This is a genomic window from Nostoc sp. JL34, assembly GCF_017114945.1.
GTDB lineage: Bacteria > Cyanobacteriota > Cyanobacteriia > Cyanobacteriales > Nostocaceae > Nostoc.
Map to the genome: position 1 here is coordinate 16638 of NZ_JABXKQ010000070.1, position 17896 is coordinate 34533.

Sequence of the window (17896 nt, forward strand, 5' to 3'; positions counted from 1 at the left end):
TTTTATAGGAAATAGCTATGACTATCCTCTTTACCAATCAAGTCCCAAGCATTTCAAACTACACTGATAATGTTCCCTATGAATTAGGGATGAAATTCCACAGTGCTACAGGGGGACAGATTTCTGCCATTCGCTTCTGGAAAGCCCCTAGCGAAACAGGAACTCATATTGGCAAGATATGGACGGCAACAGGAACGCTCTTGGCAAGCGTCACTTTTACTAACGAAACAGCTTCTAGCTGGCAGAATCAGGCTCTGGGCACACCACTTAACATTCAAGCTAATACGACTTATGTAGTTTCTGTCAACGTAAACACCTATTACGTCGCTACTTATGATCAACTGGGCAGCCCCATTGTCAATGGGGATCTTAGCTCAGTGGCAGACGATAACAATGGGGTGTTTAATGGGACTCCTGGAGCCTTTCCAACAGGTTCTTACCGGAATACTAACTATTTTCGTGACATCGACTTTGTAGCTGTTTCCCTGCCGACGATTACAAAGATCAGCGGCGACAATCAGACTGGTGCAGCCGGAACTTCCTTGCCCACCCCCTTTGTTGTTCAGGTCAAAAATGGTGCTGGCAATCCTCAATCAGGGGTAACAGTGAACTTTGCTGTTACTAGTGGCGGGGGATCAGTCTCACCTACGAGTGTCGTAACCGATGTCAATGGACAGGCTAGTACCACCTTAATGCTCGGAGCTAACCCTGGAGCGACAAGTCCTGTAACTAATACTGTAAGTGCCACAGCAAACGGAGTCGGTAGTGTTACTTTCTCAGCTAGTGCCAACCCATCGGGGAACAGCCAAAATATCTTGACAACTCAAGTGCCGAGCATTCCAAATGCCACTGATAACGCTTCCTATGAATTAGGTACGAAATTTCGCAGCGCTAAAGGAGGCCAGATTACTGCTATTCGCTTCTGGAAAGCTGCTAGCGAGACAGGATCTCATATTGGCAAGATATGGACAGCAACGGGAACGCTCTTGGCAAGCATCACTTTTACTAATGAGACAGCTTCTGGCTGGCAAGAGCAGCTTCTAGAAACGCCACTTAACATTCAATCTAATACGACTTATGTGGTCTCTGTCAACGCAAACGCCTATTACGTAGCTACTTATGATGAACTGGCCAGTTCCATAGTCAATGGCGATCTTAGCTCGGTAGCAGATGGCAACAATGGGGTGTACAATTCGAGTCCGAATTCTTTTCCAACTAGTTCTTACCGGAATAGTAATTATTATCGCGACATCGCCTTTGTCGTTGGCAGTACTTTAATTAAAGTCAGTGGAGACAATCAGATTGGCGCGACGGGCGCAGCTCTGCCCAACTCCCTAGTCGTGCAAGTTTTAAACGCTCAAAACAATCCTCAGTCAGGGGTAACGGTGAACTTTGCCGTTACCAATGGCGGCGGATCAGTCTCGCCCGCTAATGTAGTAACTAATGCTAGCGGTCAAGCAAGTACGACCTTGACACTGGGATCAGTACCCACGGCCCCTGGAGGGGTAGTAGTAACAGCGACGGTAGCAGGTATCGGCAGTATAACCTTCTCGGCTTCAGCAACTCCGGCGAACCCTAATTCTATCTATCTGGAAAACCTAAATCCTGGCACGACTAACTGGAAGCTTAACAACCGGGGTAGTGGCGAGATCGCCGGTTATGCCTCGGCTACCAGTGTCAATAAAGGCGGCTCTCTGGACATTAAGGTTTCTCTTGGACAAGCTGGACAATATACTATCGATGTCTACCGCTTGGGTCACTACGGTGGCACAGGAGGAAGATTGATAGCAACCAGCGGCCCGCTCAATGGCACGACCCAACCTGCCTGTACCAAAGACTCCGATACCGGACTGTTAGAGTGTAACTGGACAACTTCCTACATATTGCAGGTAAACAATAACTGGACTAGTGGTATTTACGTTGCGAAGCTGACTGACCAAGCAAGTGGCAAAGTAGCGCATGTGTGGTTTGTCGTCCGTGATGATAGTAGTACTGCCGATATCCTATTCCAAAGTGCCGTTTCTACTGTACTGGCCTATAGCTCAACAGGGGGTCAAAGTTTATACAGTATGTACAGCGTTGGTGGCCAACGGGCTTTTAAAGTTTCCTACGACGCGCCGTTTTCCCAAGCAACCGATCAACAGTCCAACCAGCCTGACACACCTCTGCAATGGGAATACAACATGTTGCGCTGGCTGGAATCTCAAGGTTACGATATTACCTACACCGATAGTATGCAAGTTCATACTGATGGACAAAAATTGCTCAATCATAAAGTATTTCTGTCTGTAGGCCACGATGAGTATTGGTCTAAAGAAATACGCGATCATGTCGATACTGCCCGCAATACCGGAATTAATTTGGGATTTTTCTCTGCCAATACTGCTTATTGGCGAGTGAGATTTGAAAATTCTACCCTCGCTGCTGGGCAAGTAAAGCCCAACCGGGTGATGGCCTGCTACAAACAAGATTGGTCATTGGATTCAGTCGCCCAGCAGCAAGGCCCATCAGCAGCCACCAATAAATTCCGCAGCGTCCAGAACCAGCGGCCGGAAAACGCCTTGTTAGGAGTCATGTACGGTAGTGACTACAGCAATGTCTACGGCGGTGCTAATTTTGTCGTCACCAACAGCAACGATCCTTACTATGCGAACACGGGACTTCAGAATGGGGATCAGCTGACTTTATTAGTGGGCTATGAATGGGATTTTGTGGTTAATAATGGGTCTTCTCCTGCCGGACTGGTTACCTTGTCTCAGTCACCAGTCGAACCCTCTAGCTTATTGCCAAACTTTGACGAACCGCCTGGAGAAGAAGCCCTCCCTGCCAACCAAGATTTTACCAAATCCTACTCAGCCCGCTACACGGCTAGTAGTGGGGCTAAAGTCTTTGCCTCCGGCACAATTCAGTGGGCGTGGGGATTAGATAGCGACGGTATCAGCCCAGGTCGCGAAGATATTCGTGTCAAGCAAATAACTGTCAACATCTTAGCAGATATGGGAGCTAAACCCCAAGCACCAAACGCAAACCTCATTGTTCCTTAAAATATCCTACAAGGAGTACAAGAATGACACCACTGCAACGTCGACAATTTGGCAAGTTAGTAGCTGCCAGTTTGACTTCCACTGTTATTGCCGACATCTCTAGTAAGGCATTTGCTCAGAACAGCGAGTCAAGCAAAGAGATTCTTTATGGAGTAAACGTCCTTAGTACATCCAATACTCGAAACAGAGAAGACCAAACTCCGCCAGTGGAGCTGAATACTGCTAATGTGCCGATAGGAAAAGTTATCTCTGCTAATCTGCTAGATCCGAAGCTTCTTTCTAAAGTTAATCTGCCAGTTCTGTCCGTTGAGAATCTATTGCCTGTACCAAAAAAACCTCGGGCCTTATTTCTACCTGACTCTGACCGGGTTACGAAAGCGATAGTACTTGGAGATAAGACTCTTGTAATCTCTACAACCTCCAACACAAGAAATGGTTACTTCAACCATCTTATTTATTCTGTTGGAAGTCCTGCTAACCGTCAATTCAGAGCAAAAAAAGTACTAGACTTCAAGAGTTCTAATCAAACTGTTGAAAGTTTGCTAGGTCTTCCTAATAATCAGCTTCTGTGTATAGTAGGAACTGGGGGCGTTCCGCCTTTTACTTTGACAACGCTCGATTTCAAAACTGGTAAAATTCTTTCTAAAAATGATCTGGACTTACCTCCACTGCCGGATAAGCATCGATTCGCTAACCTATGCCAAGATCCCAAAGGAAATATTTTCGCAACTGAGATCAGCTCAGAAGGTATCCCCATTTTAATCTCGATTAACTTGCAGGATAAAGCTATACTTACTGGCAAGGTCAAAATTAAAAGACTGACCAGGCTGACTATTGAGGGACGCCCTGTCATCAACGATGTTAAAGACTTGGGCTTCTCTTCTTCTGGCCAATTGTACGCACTCGCTGCTGACAGTAGTAGAAAAAATAATGTCCTGTATACAGTAGACGTGAAAACTGGCAAGATGGAAGTAGTGAAGAACTTTGCATCTGAAAAGTTTGTGTTCTCTCTCTAGTACCACAACGAGGCATGGAATACCTTTCTGCTGAAAATTTTCCATGCTCATGTGAGAAAATAGGTGAGATGTAGAACCATAAATATTGTAAGAAGAGATATAGCCAACTGATTCATAAACAAGGGAGCATGAATGCCAATTTCCAAAGTAAGTAGCAGCACATCTCCTAGAATTAGGGGTTCAGTGCAGAGAAAATATGAATTGCGATCGCTTTGGGAATTGCTTTTTCTTGTTGAACAGATGAAACTGCTCAGGGAATATGTTAACCATTGATACTTTTAATGTGTGCGATCGCTTAACTGTAAGTGAACAAGCCCAGGAGTTTGCCATTATTTTACCGCTGTTTAACCATATGAATGAGCGATAGTTCATGTAGTTAATAAATTAAAAAAGCTTTGTCAACATAATTCATCATAGTAACCCACTAAAGAAATGCATGGGGTTAAAATCTCGATGCAAAGCATTTTTATTTCTCCATTAATAAATCAACATGCTCTGTCATTAAATTATGAATTAATAATTATTTGGTCATTTGATATCGTAAGTATTTTCCACAATTAGGCTAGCAAATAAATTTATGGATAAAGTTATTAAGCCAAGGCTTATATTTTTTCAATGGGAAAATAAAAGTCTATCTAAGTTTGTGCTTTTGCACAGACAACAGCACATTAATTGCCTATCAGAGTTCTTTGAAATAATTGTTATTCATGAGAATTGCGACTACCAGGAAATATGTGAAAAATACCAACCAGACTTAACACTTTTTGAAAGTGGTGTTAACTATAGAGGTTGTCAACGACTTGAAATTAAAAATACTAATGCTTACTCCGAAATACCTAAACTAGGATTTCATAATGGAGACTCTTGGTGCGAAGCCCGTGCTGGCTTTATCTCTGATATGGAAAATTGGGGTATAGAAACATTCTTTACTATTTGCACTACTACAGCTGAACACACACCAGAAATTGCTGACAACTTATTTGTTTGGCCAAATTTTATAGATATCGAGACATATCGAGATTATGGAGAATCTAAAATTATCCCCGTACTATTTAGTGGATACACACATAACCTGTATCCTTGGCGGCGACAAATCTACAAAACTGTTTCTCAATATTATCCTTCACTAGTTTGCCCTCACTTAGGATACGATCAGAGGTTTACACGACGGATGTTGTATGGTGAACAGTACGCTCGTACAATCAATGCTTCTTATTTTGTACCAACATGTGGAACAATAGAGAAAGAGATTGTTCGCAAACACTTTGAGATCCCAGCTTGCAAATCTTGTCTGATTACAGAAAAAACTGCGTCTATTGAAGCCAGCGGATTTATAGATATGCAAAATTGCATATTTGCTGATGAGAATGACGTATTAGATAAGATTGACTATTTGTTTCAAAACCCAGAAGAACTAGAGATGATTATTAACGCTGGGTATGATCTTGTTCATTCTAGACACACTTTAAAACAACGAGATCAGATTTTTCAATGGTTTAATCTTTATAAAAACCTTAAACCGAATCAAAAAATTATTCAAACAGATCCTTTTAAGCCACTTAGTATTGTAGAACAATTATCTGGAATTAATAATTCACATATCATCGGCAATGGATTAATTATAAATCTTCTACGCCAAGGAGATGAAAAAATGTCGGCTTGTAAATACGAAGAAGCAGAGGGTTCATATCTAAAATGCGTCAATTATATTAATTGGATGCCTGAGCCAAAACTGCGATTAGCAATATGTAACCTTTATAAAGGGGATTCAGAGACAGCGCTCTATTGGATTACTCAACCCATTAAATATATTCTTGAAGAGTACCAAGCCTCAGATCCCGATCCAGTAGAGTGGGCTTATTTTATTATTTCTTTACTTTGTCATGGAAAATTAAATGATGCTATTAAAACTGCTCACCAATTTCCATGCCTTTTTCATCCCATTCTAAATCGTACTCGTTGGGCTATTCATTTACTTAACGATAGAGAAAATAACGATACATTACCGGATTTAGATAAGTCTAAGTATCGCTCTAGCGTTCACCAATTACCTGACCAAAGTTTAGATGATTGGATTAATCATCTGTGTATTATGCTCGCCTCCTGTCAGCAGTTTGTTTTAGAAAAAAAACTAAAAACTTTGTCTAGTTCAAAAAATAAATTTAAAATACAAAATGTTAATAATAATCTTAATAATCAAAAAACTAGATTTACTAAATATTATTTACAATATCCTAAATTAAACACCAAAAAATGGATACAATCTAAAATAAAACCAATAGCTGCTCAATGCTTACACTATTTAGAAAGTATTTTTGGTGAGTTTCTTCCTTATAAATTATCAAAAATAAAATATGATGAATTTTTCTTAGCTATTAGAATAATAGCAACAAGTGATAATGTTAAGTCAGCTTTATTGATTGGAGCATCTAATGGAGAAGCAGAAACTGAAGCCTTATTAGCAGGTATCCGTGAAAATATTAATAGACCAACCCTATTTTGCATAAGCGTTTTATCCACTACAAAGCACTATTATGACGATGGTTATATTAAATGTAATGAAATATCGTCTATATCTAATGAAATCAACAATAATCTTAAAAAAATAAAGAAAGAAAATAAGATTGATATCTTTGATTTGGTACTAATTAACAGTTATCAATCCCAGATTGGTATTAAGTTAGAAGAATTGTTGGGCGCAGAATTTATTATCCTAAAAGATATAAATACCTTTGAAAATTACAAAAATTACCACAGAGTACTAGCAAATGAGAATTATACCTTAGTTTCTCATAATCCTTCTCACCGAAATGGATATGCCATTTTTCAAAAAAGTAATAATCATGGGCAAGCTTTAATTGAAAGAATAAGTCTGCATATGTAATGCAATACTTTTAATCAAAGTTACTAATTCAAGATAAAAGTTTTACATAAATGGTAAAAATTCATGAATTTACTGTACATCAATCAATCTGATATTAGTGGTGCTGGAGGAGCAGCGATTGCGTGGCGGCTGTACCCTTTAAGCCTAGCTAGGGCTGTTTCATTCCACAAGGGCAAGAAATTGATTCACAGTGATGATTGCATTAGAGATGGCTTTTATTGCAAACTCCAACGTGGGTTTGAAGAAAATCCTCAAGTCGATTAAAGTTAGGTATTAAGCTTTTTTATAAGATGATATTCTCATAGTTATCTCAAAAATCGTTTGCTAACTCCTTAAGTTAAGTTAATTTAAAGTTAAATCCACAATGGAACCATATTTAAGTCTTATCATTTGCACTCATAATCCTCAATGTGACTATTTAGATAAAGTTCTAAAAGCATTACAGGCTCAAACGTTACCTTTAAAACAATGGGAGCTTTTACTTATTGATAATGCCAGTGATGAGCTTCTATCCTCAAAAATTGACTTAAATTGGCATCCCCAAGCTCGCCACATTCGAGAAGAACAATTAGGTTTAACTCATGCTCGACTACAAGGTATTAAGGAAGCAATAGGTGAAACTTTAGTCTTTGTAGATGACGATAATATCTTAGACATAGATTTTTTGGAAAAGGCATTGCAGATTAGAAAAGACTGGCCAATTCTGGGAGCATGGGGAGGACAAATCATACCATACTTTGAAGAACCACCTCCAGAATGGACAAAGCCTTATTGGCCACTGTTAGCTATTCAGGAATTTGATCGAGATCGATGGTCAAATTTATCGCATCAATATGAAATTGTTCCCTATGGAGCTGGTCTGTGTGTACGTAAAATAGTTGCTGAAAAGTATGCCAATTTATTGTGCCATCAACCTGAACGAGCAAAGATGGATCGCAAGGGTAAACTACTTATCTCCGGTGGAGATATTGATTTGGCGTTGACAGCATGTGATATTGGCTTAGGTATAGGACAATTTACATCTTTAAAGGTGACTCATTTAATTCCAGGCTTTCGTCTTCAAGAAGATTATCTATTAAGGTTAATGGAAGGGGTAAATTACTCAGTAATTATGTTGAAGTATTTCCGAGGCCAAATGCCAAGCAGAATTTCTTGGCGAAAAAAGTTATTACAATATTATGCTAGCTGGCGAATGAATAATAAAGACCGCCGCTTTTATCATGCTTCAAGGAAAGGTGAAACTCTAGCTATTAAAGAAATTTATGAAATAACTAGTATTAATTGATTATATGAAAACAGATATTTAATTCGCTCATTACTCAATGAAATTACTAAGTATTCAACACGCTAGATAAAAATTTTGGAGAAATATGAAAGCAACAATTAAAGAAAGTAGAGATAAAAATATTCCATTATTTAGCAAATATTATATATATAAAATACTCAACTTTTTTCTCATTTTATTTTTTAGCTTATTTAGCCCCAAATGGCTGCTACGAAGTGCTCTGCAAAAAACTCAGATAAAATATTTAAATCTAGGTGGATATCGTTCAACAGAAGACTACTTGAATATTCAACTTTCTCCTGTTGAACTCTATGGAATTCCGACAACCCAATACACTACAGTGTCTCTGCATTATGATGAAGTGCAAGGAATTATAGAACAGCAAGTACGCAAACTAACCTTTCCTGTTATCAGTCTACATTACAACATTCTTAAAGGCTTGCCATTAGATTCTGATTCTTTGTTAGGGATTAATATGAGTCATATTCTGGAACATTTCACTCGTGAAGAGGGGTTAAAAGTCTTGAAAGATTGTCATCGAGTTTTAGTACCAGGAGGTGTATTACGAATTAGCTGCCCAGATTTGTTGGTTTATGCCAAAGCTTATATCGCTCGTGATTCCGGTTTTTATAATAGTACTGCAATTCGGATGGCTTGCTGCTATGAAGATTTGAACACTTATGGAGATAAATTTATTAGTAAAGCTTACGATAATGAAAATGGTCATAAATGGTTTTATGATGCAGAAAGTGCTATTTTTTTATTAAAAACTGCGGGTTTTCTAAAAGTAGAAGAACGTCAACTTCATGATAGCTCTTTACCGAATATTGAAAATATAGAACCAGAGCATCGCCAAGCAGAAAGTTTTTATATTGAAGCAATAAAATAATTATAAATTTGTTCAATTTATTTAGCAATCAACATGTCCAAAGTCTCGGTTATCATTCCTAACTACAATCGAGCCGATCTGATTAGAATAACACTTGAGAATATATTTTCCCAGACGCTCAAGCCAACAGAAGTTATTGTTGTGGATGACGGTTCAACAGATAATTCAGTAGAAATTATTCGCTCTTTCGGTTCAAAAATAACTTTAATTTGCCAAAAAAATCAAGGGCCAGGAGCAGCTCGGAATGCAGGATTAAAGGTTGCAACTGGAGATTATATACAATTTTTTGATAGTGATGATCTATGTTCTTTGAATAAAATTGAGTGTCAAGTCAAGGCATTGGAAGCATCTAGCGCTGATATAGCTTACAGTCCTTGGGCTAAAGTTTACATAGACCCTCAACAGATTCGTTTTGAAAATCATGTATTACAACAGAGACAGTTACCTCTTAGCAAAAACCCTATGATCTGGTTTTTACAAACTTGGAATATTGTTTTTCAAGCCTGTATGCTGAGACATTCATTTATCAAGCGAGTCGGTGCTTACAGAACTGACTTAATGCCTTCGGAAGATTCTGAGTTTCTGTTTCGTTTGCTATTACACAATGCCAAACTTCAATTTGTTCCTGACTGTCTTGTGCTTTATCGCTTGCATTCGATGGGACAAATTACTGCTAGTGGTACAACACAAAATCATAGAATTATAGATTGGAATAATTTTTTAAGTATCATCGAAGTTCAATTAAAAGAAAATTCCCTCCCAATTGACCCGCTTACTAAGCTGGTATTTGAAGCTGGAATATATCAATCCTTAAAATATTTGAGCAATATTCCAGATATTTCTCAGGATATAGCTATAAACAAGCGTTCTCATTACTCTCCACTCAGAAAAACAATATATGGAACACTCAATTTCTACAGGCGTATTGAAGCAGGTTTACGCGGTAGAGTAACTGGTTCACGGTACTTATATCCATATCAAACTTCCTATCCTACTGAATCTCAGTATCAACTTATTCGGGATATGGGGTATGAGCCTGTACTTAGCTAACAAAGATTAAGCTTTAACAGATTAGGTTTAAAAAGTTTTTGCAAGGAGAGTAGTTTTGCCGTGAAGAATATTTTCTGGCAATCTACTGAACAGTACCGAAAGTAACCACTTAATTTTTTTGGAAATATTTTATGAAATTTGGTATTGTTGTAACTACTATTTATGGTGGTGAGTTCATCAACGAGTATTATGACCACTTACTCACCAATGGTGTTCTAGATAAAGTCAATTTCTACGTAGTGGGCGATCTCTCAACGCCAGCTAGTTGCAGAGAGCAGGTGGAGAAGTATACAAAGCAGGGGCTACCTTGGTATTATTTCGGCCCAGAGGAGCAAAATGAGTTTCTCAAGCCTTTCCCGAAACTTGCTGCTGAAATTCCTTGGAAAACTGATAATCGTCGTAATATCGGGTTTCTGATGGCTTATCGCGATCGCTGTCATACAATTATTGCCATTGATGACGATAATTATCCCCTAAAGGATTGGTCTTTTTTAGCAGGACATTCTGCGGTCGGTCAAGAAGCTTCTCTACTGACAGCTGTAGGACATAACAACTGGTTCAATTTATGTTCCATGATGGAGGTTCAATGTCCTTCTTTAGGAAGTGGAGAAACAGTTTATGCCAGAGGTTTTCCTTATCAACGTCGTCATATTGCCTGTTCCCAAATTAATGCCGAAATTTCTACAGGAATTGTTGCTATCAATGCAGGTCTTTGGTCTGGTGATCCAGATGTTGATGCTGCAACTAGATTGGTAACTCGCTGTATTGCCAAGGAAAAATTTACCAGTGATTATTTACTGGCTCCAAATACTTTAATGCCCATTAATACTCAAAACACTGGGATTATTCGAGATGCTATCCCAGCTTACTATTACGTCAAAATGGGTCATCCTGTTGGGGGCATGAAACTAGACCGTTTTGGTGATATATTTAGCGGTTTCTTTGTGCAAAAGTGCGCCAAAGCAGTGGGTCATAGTATCAAAGTTGGCTCACCCGTTGTTGAGCATCGTCGCTCTCCTCATAACCTCTACAAAGACCTTTGGAATGAGTTAGCAGGTATGGTCGTTATTGATGACATGTTGCCTTTACTAGAAAGTCCATTGTCTCCTTCTCAAAACTATAGTGATGCAACAGTTGAATTAGCAGAGCGAATTGAGGAATGGTCAGCAAAGCAGGAAGGGTTTCTCTGGGATGATTCCTTAAAAAATTATTTCAAAAATGTTGCTAGTAATATGAAGCTATGGGTAGAGGTATGTCGCCAGTTAAATTAATGTTTACACTTGTCACTACTGTATTAAATGACCGGGAAGGATGTGCTGCTTTCTTTATCCAAATGGAAGCACAGACTTATCTACCTGACGAAATTGTGATTGTAGATGGTGGGTCAAAAGACGGTACTTGGGAATTTTTGCAAAAATACAAACCCAATCAACCTTACTCCCTGCGTGTCATTCAAGAAATTGGCTGTAATGTAGCTCGCGGTCGAAATTTAGCGATCGCCAAAGCAAAATACGACATAATTGTTTCTACAGACATTGGTTGCACTTGGGAAAATCAATGGTTGGAAGACTTAGTTAAACCCCTATTTGCGGATAGTAAACTAGAAGCAGTAATGGGCAGTTGGCAAGTTCGTCGTGAAGACCTAAAAAGTAATTGGGCAAGGTCTGAATATACCTTACTTAAGGGACTAAAATTTATTGCCAATCCCACCTCTCATGCTTCTTCACGCTCAATTGCCTATCGCAAGTCTTTATGGGAGAAAATTGGTGGATATCCAGAAGATTTAACCTTGGCAGGGGATGATATGGTATTTGCTCTCCTGTTACATCAAAAAACAAATTGCGTGACTTCTGCCCCCATCCCACGTTGTTACTGGGAGCGTCCTGTAACATTGAAATCTTTTTGTAAAGAAGCTCGCCGGAATTTTCGTGGTGGTGGAGAGGCAGGTATTTGGTTAGATTATGGACTTATGGTAGGTGGAAGGCTATTACTGGAACCTTTACTACTGTTCATCGGTTTAGTCTGTTTACTTTTTGCTTTCCCAATTTGGATTGGGTCACTTTTTCTGATCGGTTTTCTAGTTAGTGTGGGACTAAGATTACTGCGATTAGCACCAACTATATGGCGTTTTAAGGCATACGAAGACTCAGATATATGGTTGCGGATTTTTGTTTTTGAATACCTGACTAAATTTTGGAGTGTAGTCGGATATTGGGAAGGGTTTTTGTCTGGATTTAAGCATTGCCAGGAATGCAGACAAAGACTTCATAGCGTAAAACTAAAAACGGTTCTCTGATGAAACTTCTCTACTACTCGCCAGCTAGTTATGGTGGTATTGCTGATTATGCCCATGAACAAGCGAATGCTTTAGTTGATTTGGGAATAGATGTTATTTTACTGACTACTCCTAAATACCAAATCTGTAGAGGAGAGAAATATAAAGTTGTTCCCATCTTGCAGGAAATAGCTTTGACTCAACCACTACCTCATAAACTTTTAAAAACAATTTATTCTAGTAGCGTAATTCTAAATAATTTTACTCAATTAGCTAATTTTATTGAAAGACATAATTTTCAATATGTTGTACTTGGTTCTTATGTAGAATATTTAGCACCTTTATGGTCTGGTCGCTTGAGGCGGCTAGTAAAAAAAGGGGTTGTCTTTGCTGCTATCGTACATGATCCTGTACGTGATTTTGTTGTTGGCCCTCGTTGGTGGCATCGTTGGTCGATCGCTTGTGGTTATTCGTTTCTTTCCCAAGCCTTTGTCCATGAATCTATTAACCTGGATACAGTTCGACCTATGCCTCAACTACAAACAACTGTGATTCCTCAGGGAATATATCACTTTGCTGATGCAAATAAGTCGCGGCAACAAATGCGAGTCAGTCTTGACTTGCCACTTGATACTAAAGTTCTGCTGGCTTTTGGACATATCAGGGATAACAAAAATCTCGATCTCGTGATTCGGGCAATGGTTAATTTTCCTGATTTATACCTATTAGTAGCAGGTAAAGAACAGTCATCAGCACAACGACCTGTAGCTTTTTATCAAGAGTTAGCCCAAACATTAGGAGTTGCAGAACGATGTCGTTGGGAAATACGATTTATTGCAGATACAGAAATTGGTAACTTTTTCGTAGCTACCGATATTACTATATTGACTTACAGTAGTATTTTTCATTCTGCCAGTGCTGTTTTGAATACTGCTACTAATTATCGTCAAACTTGTCTTGCCTCATCTGGTGAAGGTTCTTTACGCTCTGTAATTCAGAAGTATGATCTGGGGATTTGGGTTGAACCAGATAATGTAAATGCAATTGTAAAGGGGATTAAAAAAATATTAGAAAATCCTCCTAATCCTCAATGGGATAAATATTTACTGGAAAACTCTTGGCATTTAAATTCTCAAATAGTTTTAAATTCTTTCAAAAGAAAAGCATAATTACTTGCTGAACTTACACGAATTTGACATAACAGGTGATTCTCGAATTTCCTTGTTGCGTGAGCATGGTTATACCATTAAAGGTGGTGAAGATGCCACTGTTAACTGTACTATTATTTCAGCATACCGAAATTAAGTCACTTTATTTGATACACCCTTGAACTTGAAAATTTTTGCTGGCAGCGTTTTAAGTTACAGCTATAATCATCTGATTGGAAACTTGCCATCCCGTAAAATCCGCATGACTTATCTAAAAAGTTATTTAGCAGCGGTGGGACAAAGCACTTCTGTACAAATGAGATGTCAGTTTCTCAACGGTAGAAAAATTTATTTGGGCGATCGCAACGTCATTAATTTCGGCTGCTTGTTTGATGGTCGCCACTACCAGATTCGGACTGGCTGTGATGTCTCCATTGGCCCGGAAGCTTCAATTTTAACACTGGGGCACGATCCCCACTCACCAGAATTTGCAGACAAGGGTGGGGATGTGATCATTGGCGATCGCGTCTGGATTGCTTACAGAGCGATTATTCTACCAGGAGTGACGATTGGCGAGGGAGCAGTTGTCGGTGCTGGTTCAGTAGTGACAAAGGATATAGAACCATATACTGTGGTAGCTGGTAATCCAGCCCGATTTATCAAGAAGCGATCGCCAGATTTAGACTACGCTTTAAACTACCAACCGTGGCTATTTTGAAAAGTCTAGGCATCTAAAATCTCAGCTAGTTTGATAATAATAAACTGAGCATTCAGCTACTGTAAGAGATTTCATACCACTTCTGGCTAGATTTTTTAAATTTCAGCCTGACTTTCTCACCTTGCCCACTCAGCAATCTGTCGCTTTGGCATTGAATAGTATCAGAATTTTTAGGTAGTTTTACTTTTTTGTTAATACTTCCACCGGTCACTAATACTTCTTGTCCGTCAACATAATGACTAATACTCATGCTTACTGTTGTAACTGCGCTGCTAGTGTCGTTATTTAACACTAATTCTTCACACTTGGGAGTAACTATATAGGGTGTTTCTTGTCCCCACCATAAAATGTAAGCTCCTTGAGCATTACGTCTTTCGACGTTGATATATTGATTCTTTCTGAATAGAGGACGCTCATTAGTAAGATCAGATGATTGCTCAGGCGTACGGCAATTTTTAAAAATATTATTTTCTATTACTATATTTTCCAAATCTGCATAATACAAAATACAGGCAATTTTTGGAGCATTAGTGGCCGCTTGATGGTAATTATTTTTGATTACTACGTTAGATAATTTGCCAAAAAGGTAAGCCGTGCTTACTGGTTTTTGTTGCCCATATATTTCGTTTTGATAGAATTGAATATTTTTATTTACGCCACTAGTCAATAAAGCGTTTTTCACATCAAAGAATTTATTTTTTGTCACAACGAAATTGCTTGCCCCACCAAAAGGACAAATACCTGAAGGAGAGTTATAAAAATTACAGTTAGTAATTGTTACTTTCCGGCCTGATGGAAATTTACCTTGCGCTATAACTAAGCCATGACCTATAGAATCTTTAAAGGTACATTTATCAAAATAATAAGACTTGTTTGGTGAGATAGGTGCATTTTCAACCCAGGCAGTTGCAGTATTAATAAATTCACAATTAGTCACAGTTAGATTAGCATCTACACTTAGCATTGAACCATTAGAATTTGCTAATTTTGTATTTGATATGGTAAGTTTACCAAGCCAGAGTCCACCATTGTAAATTACCTCTCCTCTAAAGTCATGTACGTAAACAGAATTAATAGTAATATTGTCTAAATACTTATCGAAATCTAAACATATACCTTTATGAGTAATGTCCCACCCATCTCCAGTTTTTGGGTTAGCAGGCCATGAATTATCACCAGTGAATCCAGTTGTACCACCTTGTAATTCTAGATTTTTGATTGTAATGTTTTTCCTTGGGTAGAGCGAATTGTCAGTGCCTTTAATCATAATCCCATGGCCTCTGACAACTTGTCCTTTTATCAAAGACCAAGAACCTCTACTCTCAATAATAGTCTTGCCAATACCATCACCAAGTAACGTAATGTTGTCATAGTTTATGACAATTGAAGATGGTGAATCAACAGTTAGATTTTCTGGCGCTACTTGGTAATAGCCCTTCGGTATATAGATAGTTCCTCCACCTTTTTGGCCAACAGTATCAATGGCTTTTTGAATTATTTTTGTATTAGCTGCAATGATATAAGCTTTGTTAGTCTTACCACTCACAAGTTTTCCAAATGTATAAACATTCACAAAAAGATTTGGTAGTGTTTGAGCAAGTAAAATCTTATTGTAATTTGTGCTTTTCTGCGCTACTCCTGATGATGTATTAGTCAGTAGTGTATTTAGTGTAGTTACTGCCGATCCAAAACCTGCATAGATTAAAAAAGTACGACGATCCATTATTTAACTTCCTAATAATTTCAAAACAAATAAATTTTATATTTTCATGTTGACAAATTAAGTCTGTCTTATGATGCAACTTTATATTAGCAACTTTCAAAAATGTCTTAACCAAATCAGAATGGGTGCATACCAGTTTTTATTCTCTAGACGTAAAATAAAAACTTAATCTCTGTAGAATGGATGGTTTGACAATCAGTACTTTGGCTCCACTCAAAAAAGTGGGATGCCCCAGTCATAATTATCTAAAAAACTACATGAATTGTTAAAAATGCACAAAAAACCCACTTACTTGAAAACTGCTGTATATATTTAGGTATATTTAGTAAAATACACTAAATATACATGATAATTAGCAGATTAAATCTTATACCTTTACTTCATTACCCTGCTAAACTTACCAATTCTTCAATATCATAATGCTGTGTGGAATTTTCTTATAAGAGGAATTTCACTGAAAACTTTAGCATAAACTTAAAATTCTACAAAATCAATTAGGTAAATTTACATTAGTACACACTGATAGTATAAGAATTTACTAATTTCTAGAAATAATAAGCTTTTTGCAAATACTAAGTTAAACCCCATCTATTTTGAAACCTGGAGTTTTTAAGGAAGTATATTATTCGGTCGTGGCTTGAGTTCTGAGCTTTACCCTAATTCCAAAAAACTACTATGACAGAATTACAAAAACCAGAATTCCAAAAGCAGATCATATCTCTAAATCTCCGAAGTCTTGATGCCTTACGTGGCTTTTTGGCTATTTATGTATTAGCTGGACATTGTCGCTGGCTTCTCTGGATAGGCAATATTGGATGGTCTCAATATCCCCACTCTTGGTATGCAGAGATTCTGGTTTACGCTTCTGCAAGCTTACGATATGGGCACGAAGCTGTAATAATTTTCTTTGTTCTTAGTGGTTTTTTTATTCATTTAAGGGTATCTAAGCAGTTAGCTCAAAGTAAAACTTCTCAGCTAAATATCAGAAATTTCTTCCATCGTCGCTGCCACCGCTTAGTACCTCCCTACATACTTGCTCTTGCTTTAACAACTATTTTAGATTTAGTCGGTCGTTTTTTATATCCCATACTTTATACTTCTTTGACTGGCGATATTTTACTCGATCAAAATTTTCTCAGAAAGGAATTTTCTGTTACTTCTGTTCTTCCTGCACTATTCATGTTACCTAGTAGCATGGGAAAAGACTTTGGTAGCAATGGCCCTCTTTGGTCTCTGGCTTATGAAGTTATCTACTATCTACTTTATCCTTTGTGGTTAAAACTTCGTTATTTCGGAGCATTGCCTGCTTATGGGACAGGAGTAATTGTTGCAGTTTTAGGACAATTATTCTTCATGCCAAGTTTTGCTACTCAAGTCCTAATTCATTATCCAATATGGTTAAGTGGTGCATTAATCGCAGAAATTATATCTCAAAAAAAACTTATATTTACAAAAACAAATATTTGGATTAGCGGATTATTGTTATTAGTAGCTTTTCTCGCTACACACTTGACTCTAGCATCGCCATTACTAATTTTGGTCTATGCTGTACTAGGTTCTAGTGTAGTTCTGTTAATCACGAGTTTACCGTTATCAATTTGCCAACATCCTGTTCATAAATATTTCGAGATTATAGGCATAGAATCCTATACTATTTATATTTGTCATTTCCCTATTCTTACATTTATTAGTGCTTGGACATTTGAAGTTTTAGATGGTCGTCCAGCACATGGATTCTTAGCCCTGGGGGGAGGATTATTTACTTTATTGATTTGCCATATTTTATTCCTATTATGTGAACGTTATTTTCTGCACTCCAGATTGAAGATAAACGACTAACTATTAAAGATGTAATCACTTAAAA

Annotated in this window: 13 protein-coding genes; 12 read left to right on the forward strand and 1 reads right to left on the reverse strand. The window is 37.9% G+C overall.

What is annotated here, in order from left to right; all coding sequences use genetic code 11:
- Positions 1–17 precede the first annotated feature (17 nt).
- The 11 genes from HWQ44_RS14425 (at position 18) to HWQ44_RS14475 (ending at position 14309) form a co-directional block, all read left to right on the forward strand.
- On the forward strand, positions 18–3044 hold the full coding sequence (locus HWQ44_RS14425) for a N,N-dimethylformamidase beta subunit family domain-containing protein (protein ID WP_292719618.1): 3027 nt from the start codon (positions 18–20) through the stop codon (positions 3042–3044).
- A 23-nt stretch (positions 3045–3067) separates the two neighbouring features.
- Positions 3068–4060 (forward strand): hypothetical protein, encoded by a 993-nt coding sequence (locus HWQ44_RS14430; RefSeq protein WP_292719620.1) that lies wholly within the window; start codon positions 3068–3070, stop codon positions 4058–4060.
- A gap of 577 nt (positions 4061–4637) precedes the next feature.
- Positions 4638–6944 (forward strand): glycosyltransferase, encoded by a 2307-nt coding sequence (locus tag HWQ44_RS14435; protein WP_292719622.1) that lies wholly within the window; start codon positions 4638–4640, stop codon positions 6942–6944.
- Between the two features lie 63 nt (positions 6945–7007).
- Positions 7008–7208, forward strand: coding sequence for a hypothetical protein (locus HWQ44_RS14440; protein ID WP_292719623.1), 201 nt, complete (start codon positions 7008–7010; stop codon positions 7206–7208).
- A gap of 100 nt (positions 7209–7308) precedes the next feature.
- Positions 7309–8229: a glycosyltransferase gene (locus HWQ44_RS14445; RefSeq protein ID WP_292719625.1), complete on the forward strand. Its 921-nt coding sequence runs from the start codon at positions 7309–7311 to the stop codon at positions 8227–8229.
- 85 nt (positions 8230–8314) lie between these two features.
- A complete protein-coding gene (locus HWQ44_RS14450; protein WP_292719627.1) occupies positions 8315–9118 on the forward strand; it encodes a hypothetical protein in 804 nt (267 codons plus the stop codon).
- 33 nt (positions 9119–9151) lie between these two features.
- Positions 9152–10168, forward strand: a complete 1017-nt coding sequence (locus tag HWQ44_RS14455) for a glycosyltransferase (RefSeq protein ID WP_292719629.1) — start codon at positions 9152–9154, stop codon at positions 10166–10168.
- Positions 10169–10299: 131 nt separating this feature from the next.
- Entirely contained in the window at positions 10300–11439 is a 1140-nt protein-coding gene (locus HWQ44_RS14460; protein WP_292719631.1) for a hypothetical protein, read from the forward strand.
- Positions 11421–12464, forward strand: a complete 1044-nt coding sequence (locus HWQ44_RS14465) for a glycosyltransferase (protein ID WP_292719633.1) — start codon at positions 11421–11423, stop codon at positions 12462–12464. Before HWQ44_RS14460 ends, HWQ44_RS14465 begins: the two co-directional genes overlap by 19 nt.
- Entirely contained in the window at positions 12464–13612 is a 1149-nt protein-coding gene (locus HWQ44_RS14470) for a glycosyltransferase family 4 protein (protein WP_292719635.1), read from the forward strand. Before HWQ44_RS14465 ends, HWQ44_RS14470 begins: the two co-directional genes overlap by 1 nt.
- 157 nt (positions 13613–13769) lie before the next feature.
- A complete protein-coding gene (locus HWQ44_RS14475) occupies positions 13770–14309 on the forward strand; it encodes a DapH/DapD/GlmU-related protein (RefSeq protein WP_292719637.1) in 540 nt (179 codons plus the stop codon).
- Positions 14310–14361: 52 nt separating this feature from the next.
- Here HWQ44_RS14475 and HWQ44_RS14480 read toward each other — a convergent pair whose 3' ends face one another.
- A complete protein-coding gene (locus HWQ44_RS14480; RefSeq protein WP_292719639.1) occupies positions 14362–16032 on the reverse strand; it encodes a right-handed parallel beta-helix repeat-containing protein in 1671 nt (556 codons plus the stop codon).
- A gap of 675 nt (positions 16033–16707) precedes the next feature.
- On the opposite strand from HWQ44_RS14480, the gene HWQ44_RS14485 reads away from it, so the two are divergent.
- Positions 16708–17871, forward strand: coding sequence for an acyltransferase (locus tag HWQ44_RS14485; protein WP_292719641.1), 1164 nt, complete (start codon positions 16708–16710; stop codon positions 17869–17871).
- Positions 17872–17896 lie beyond the last annotated feature (25 nt).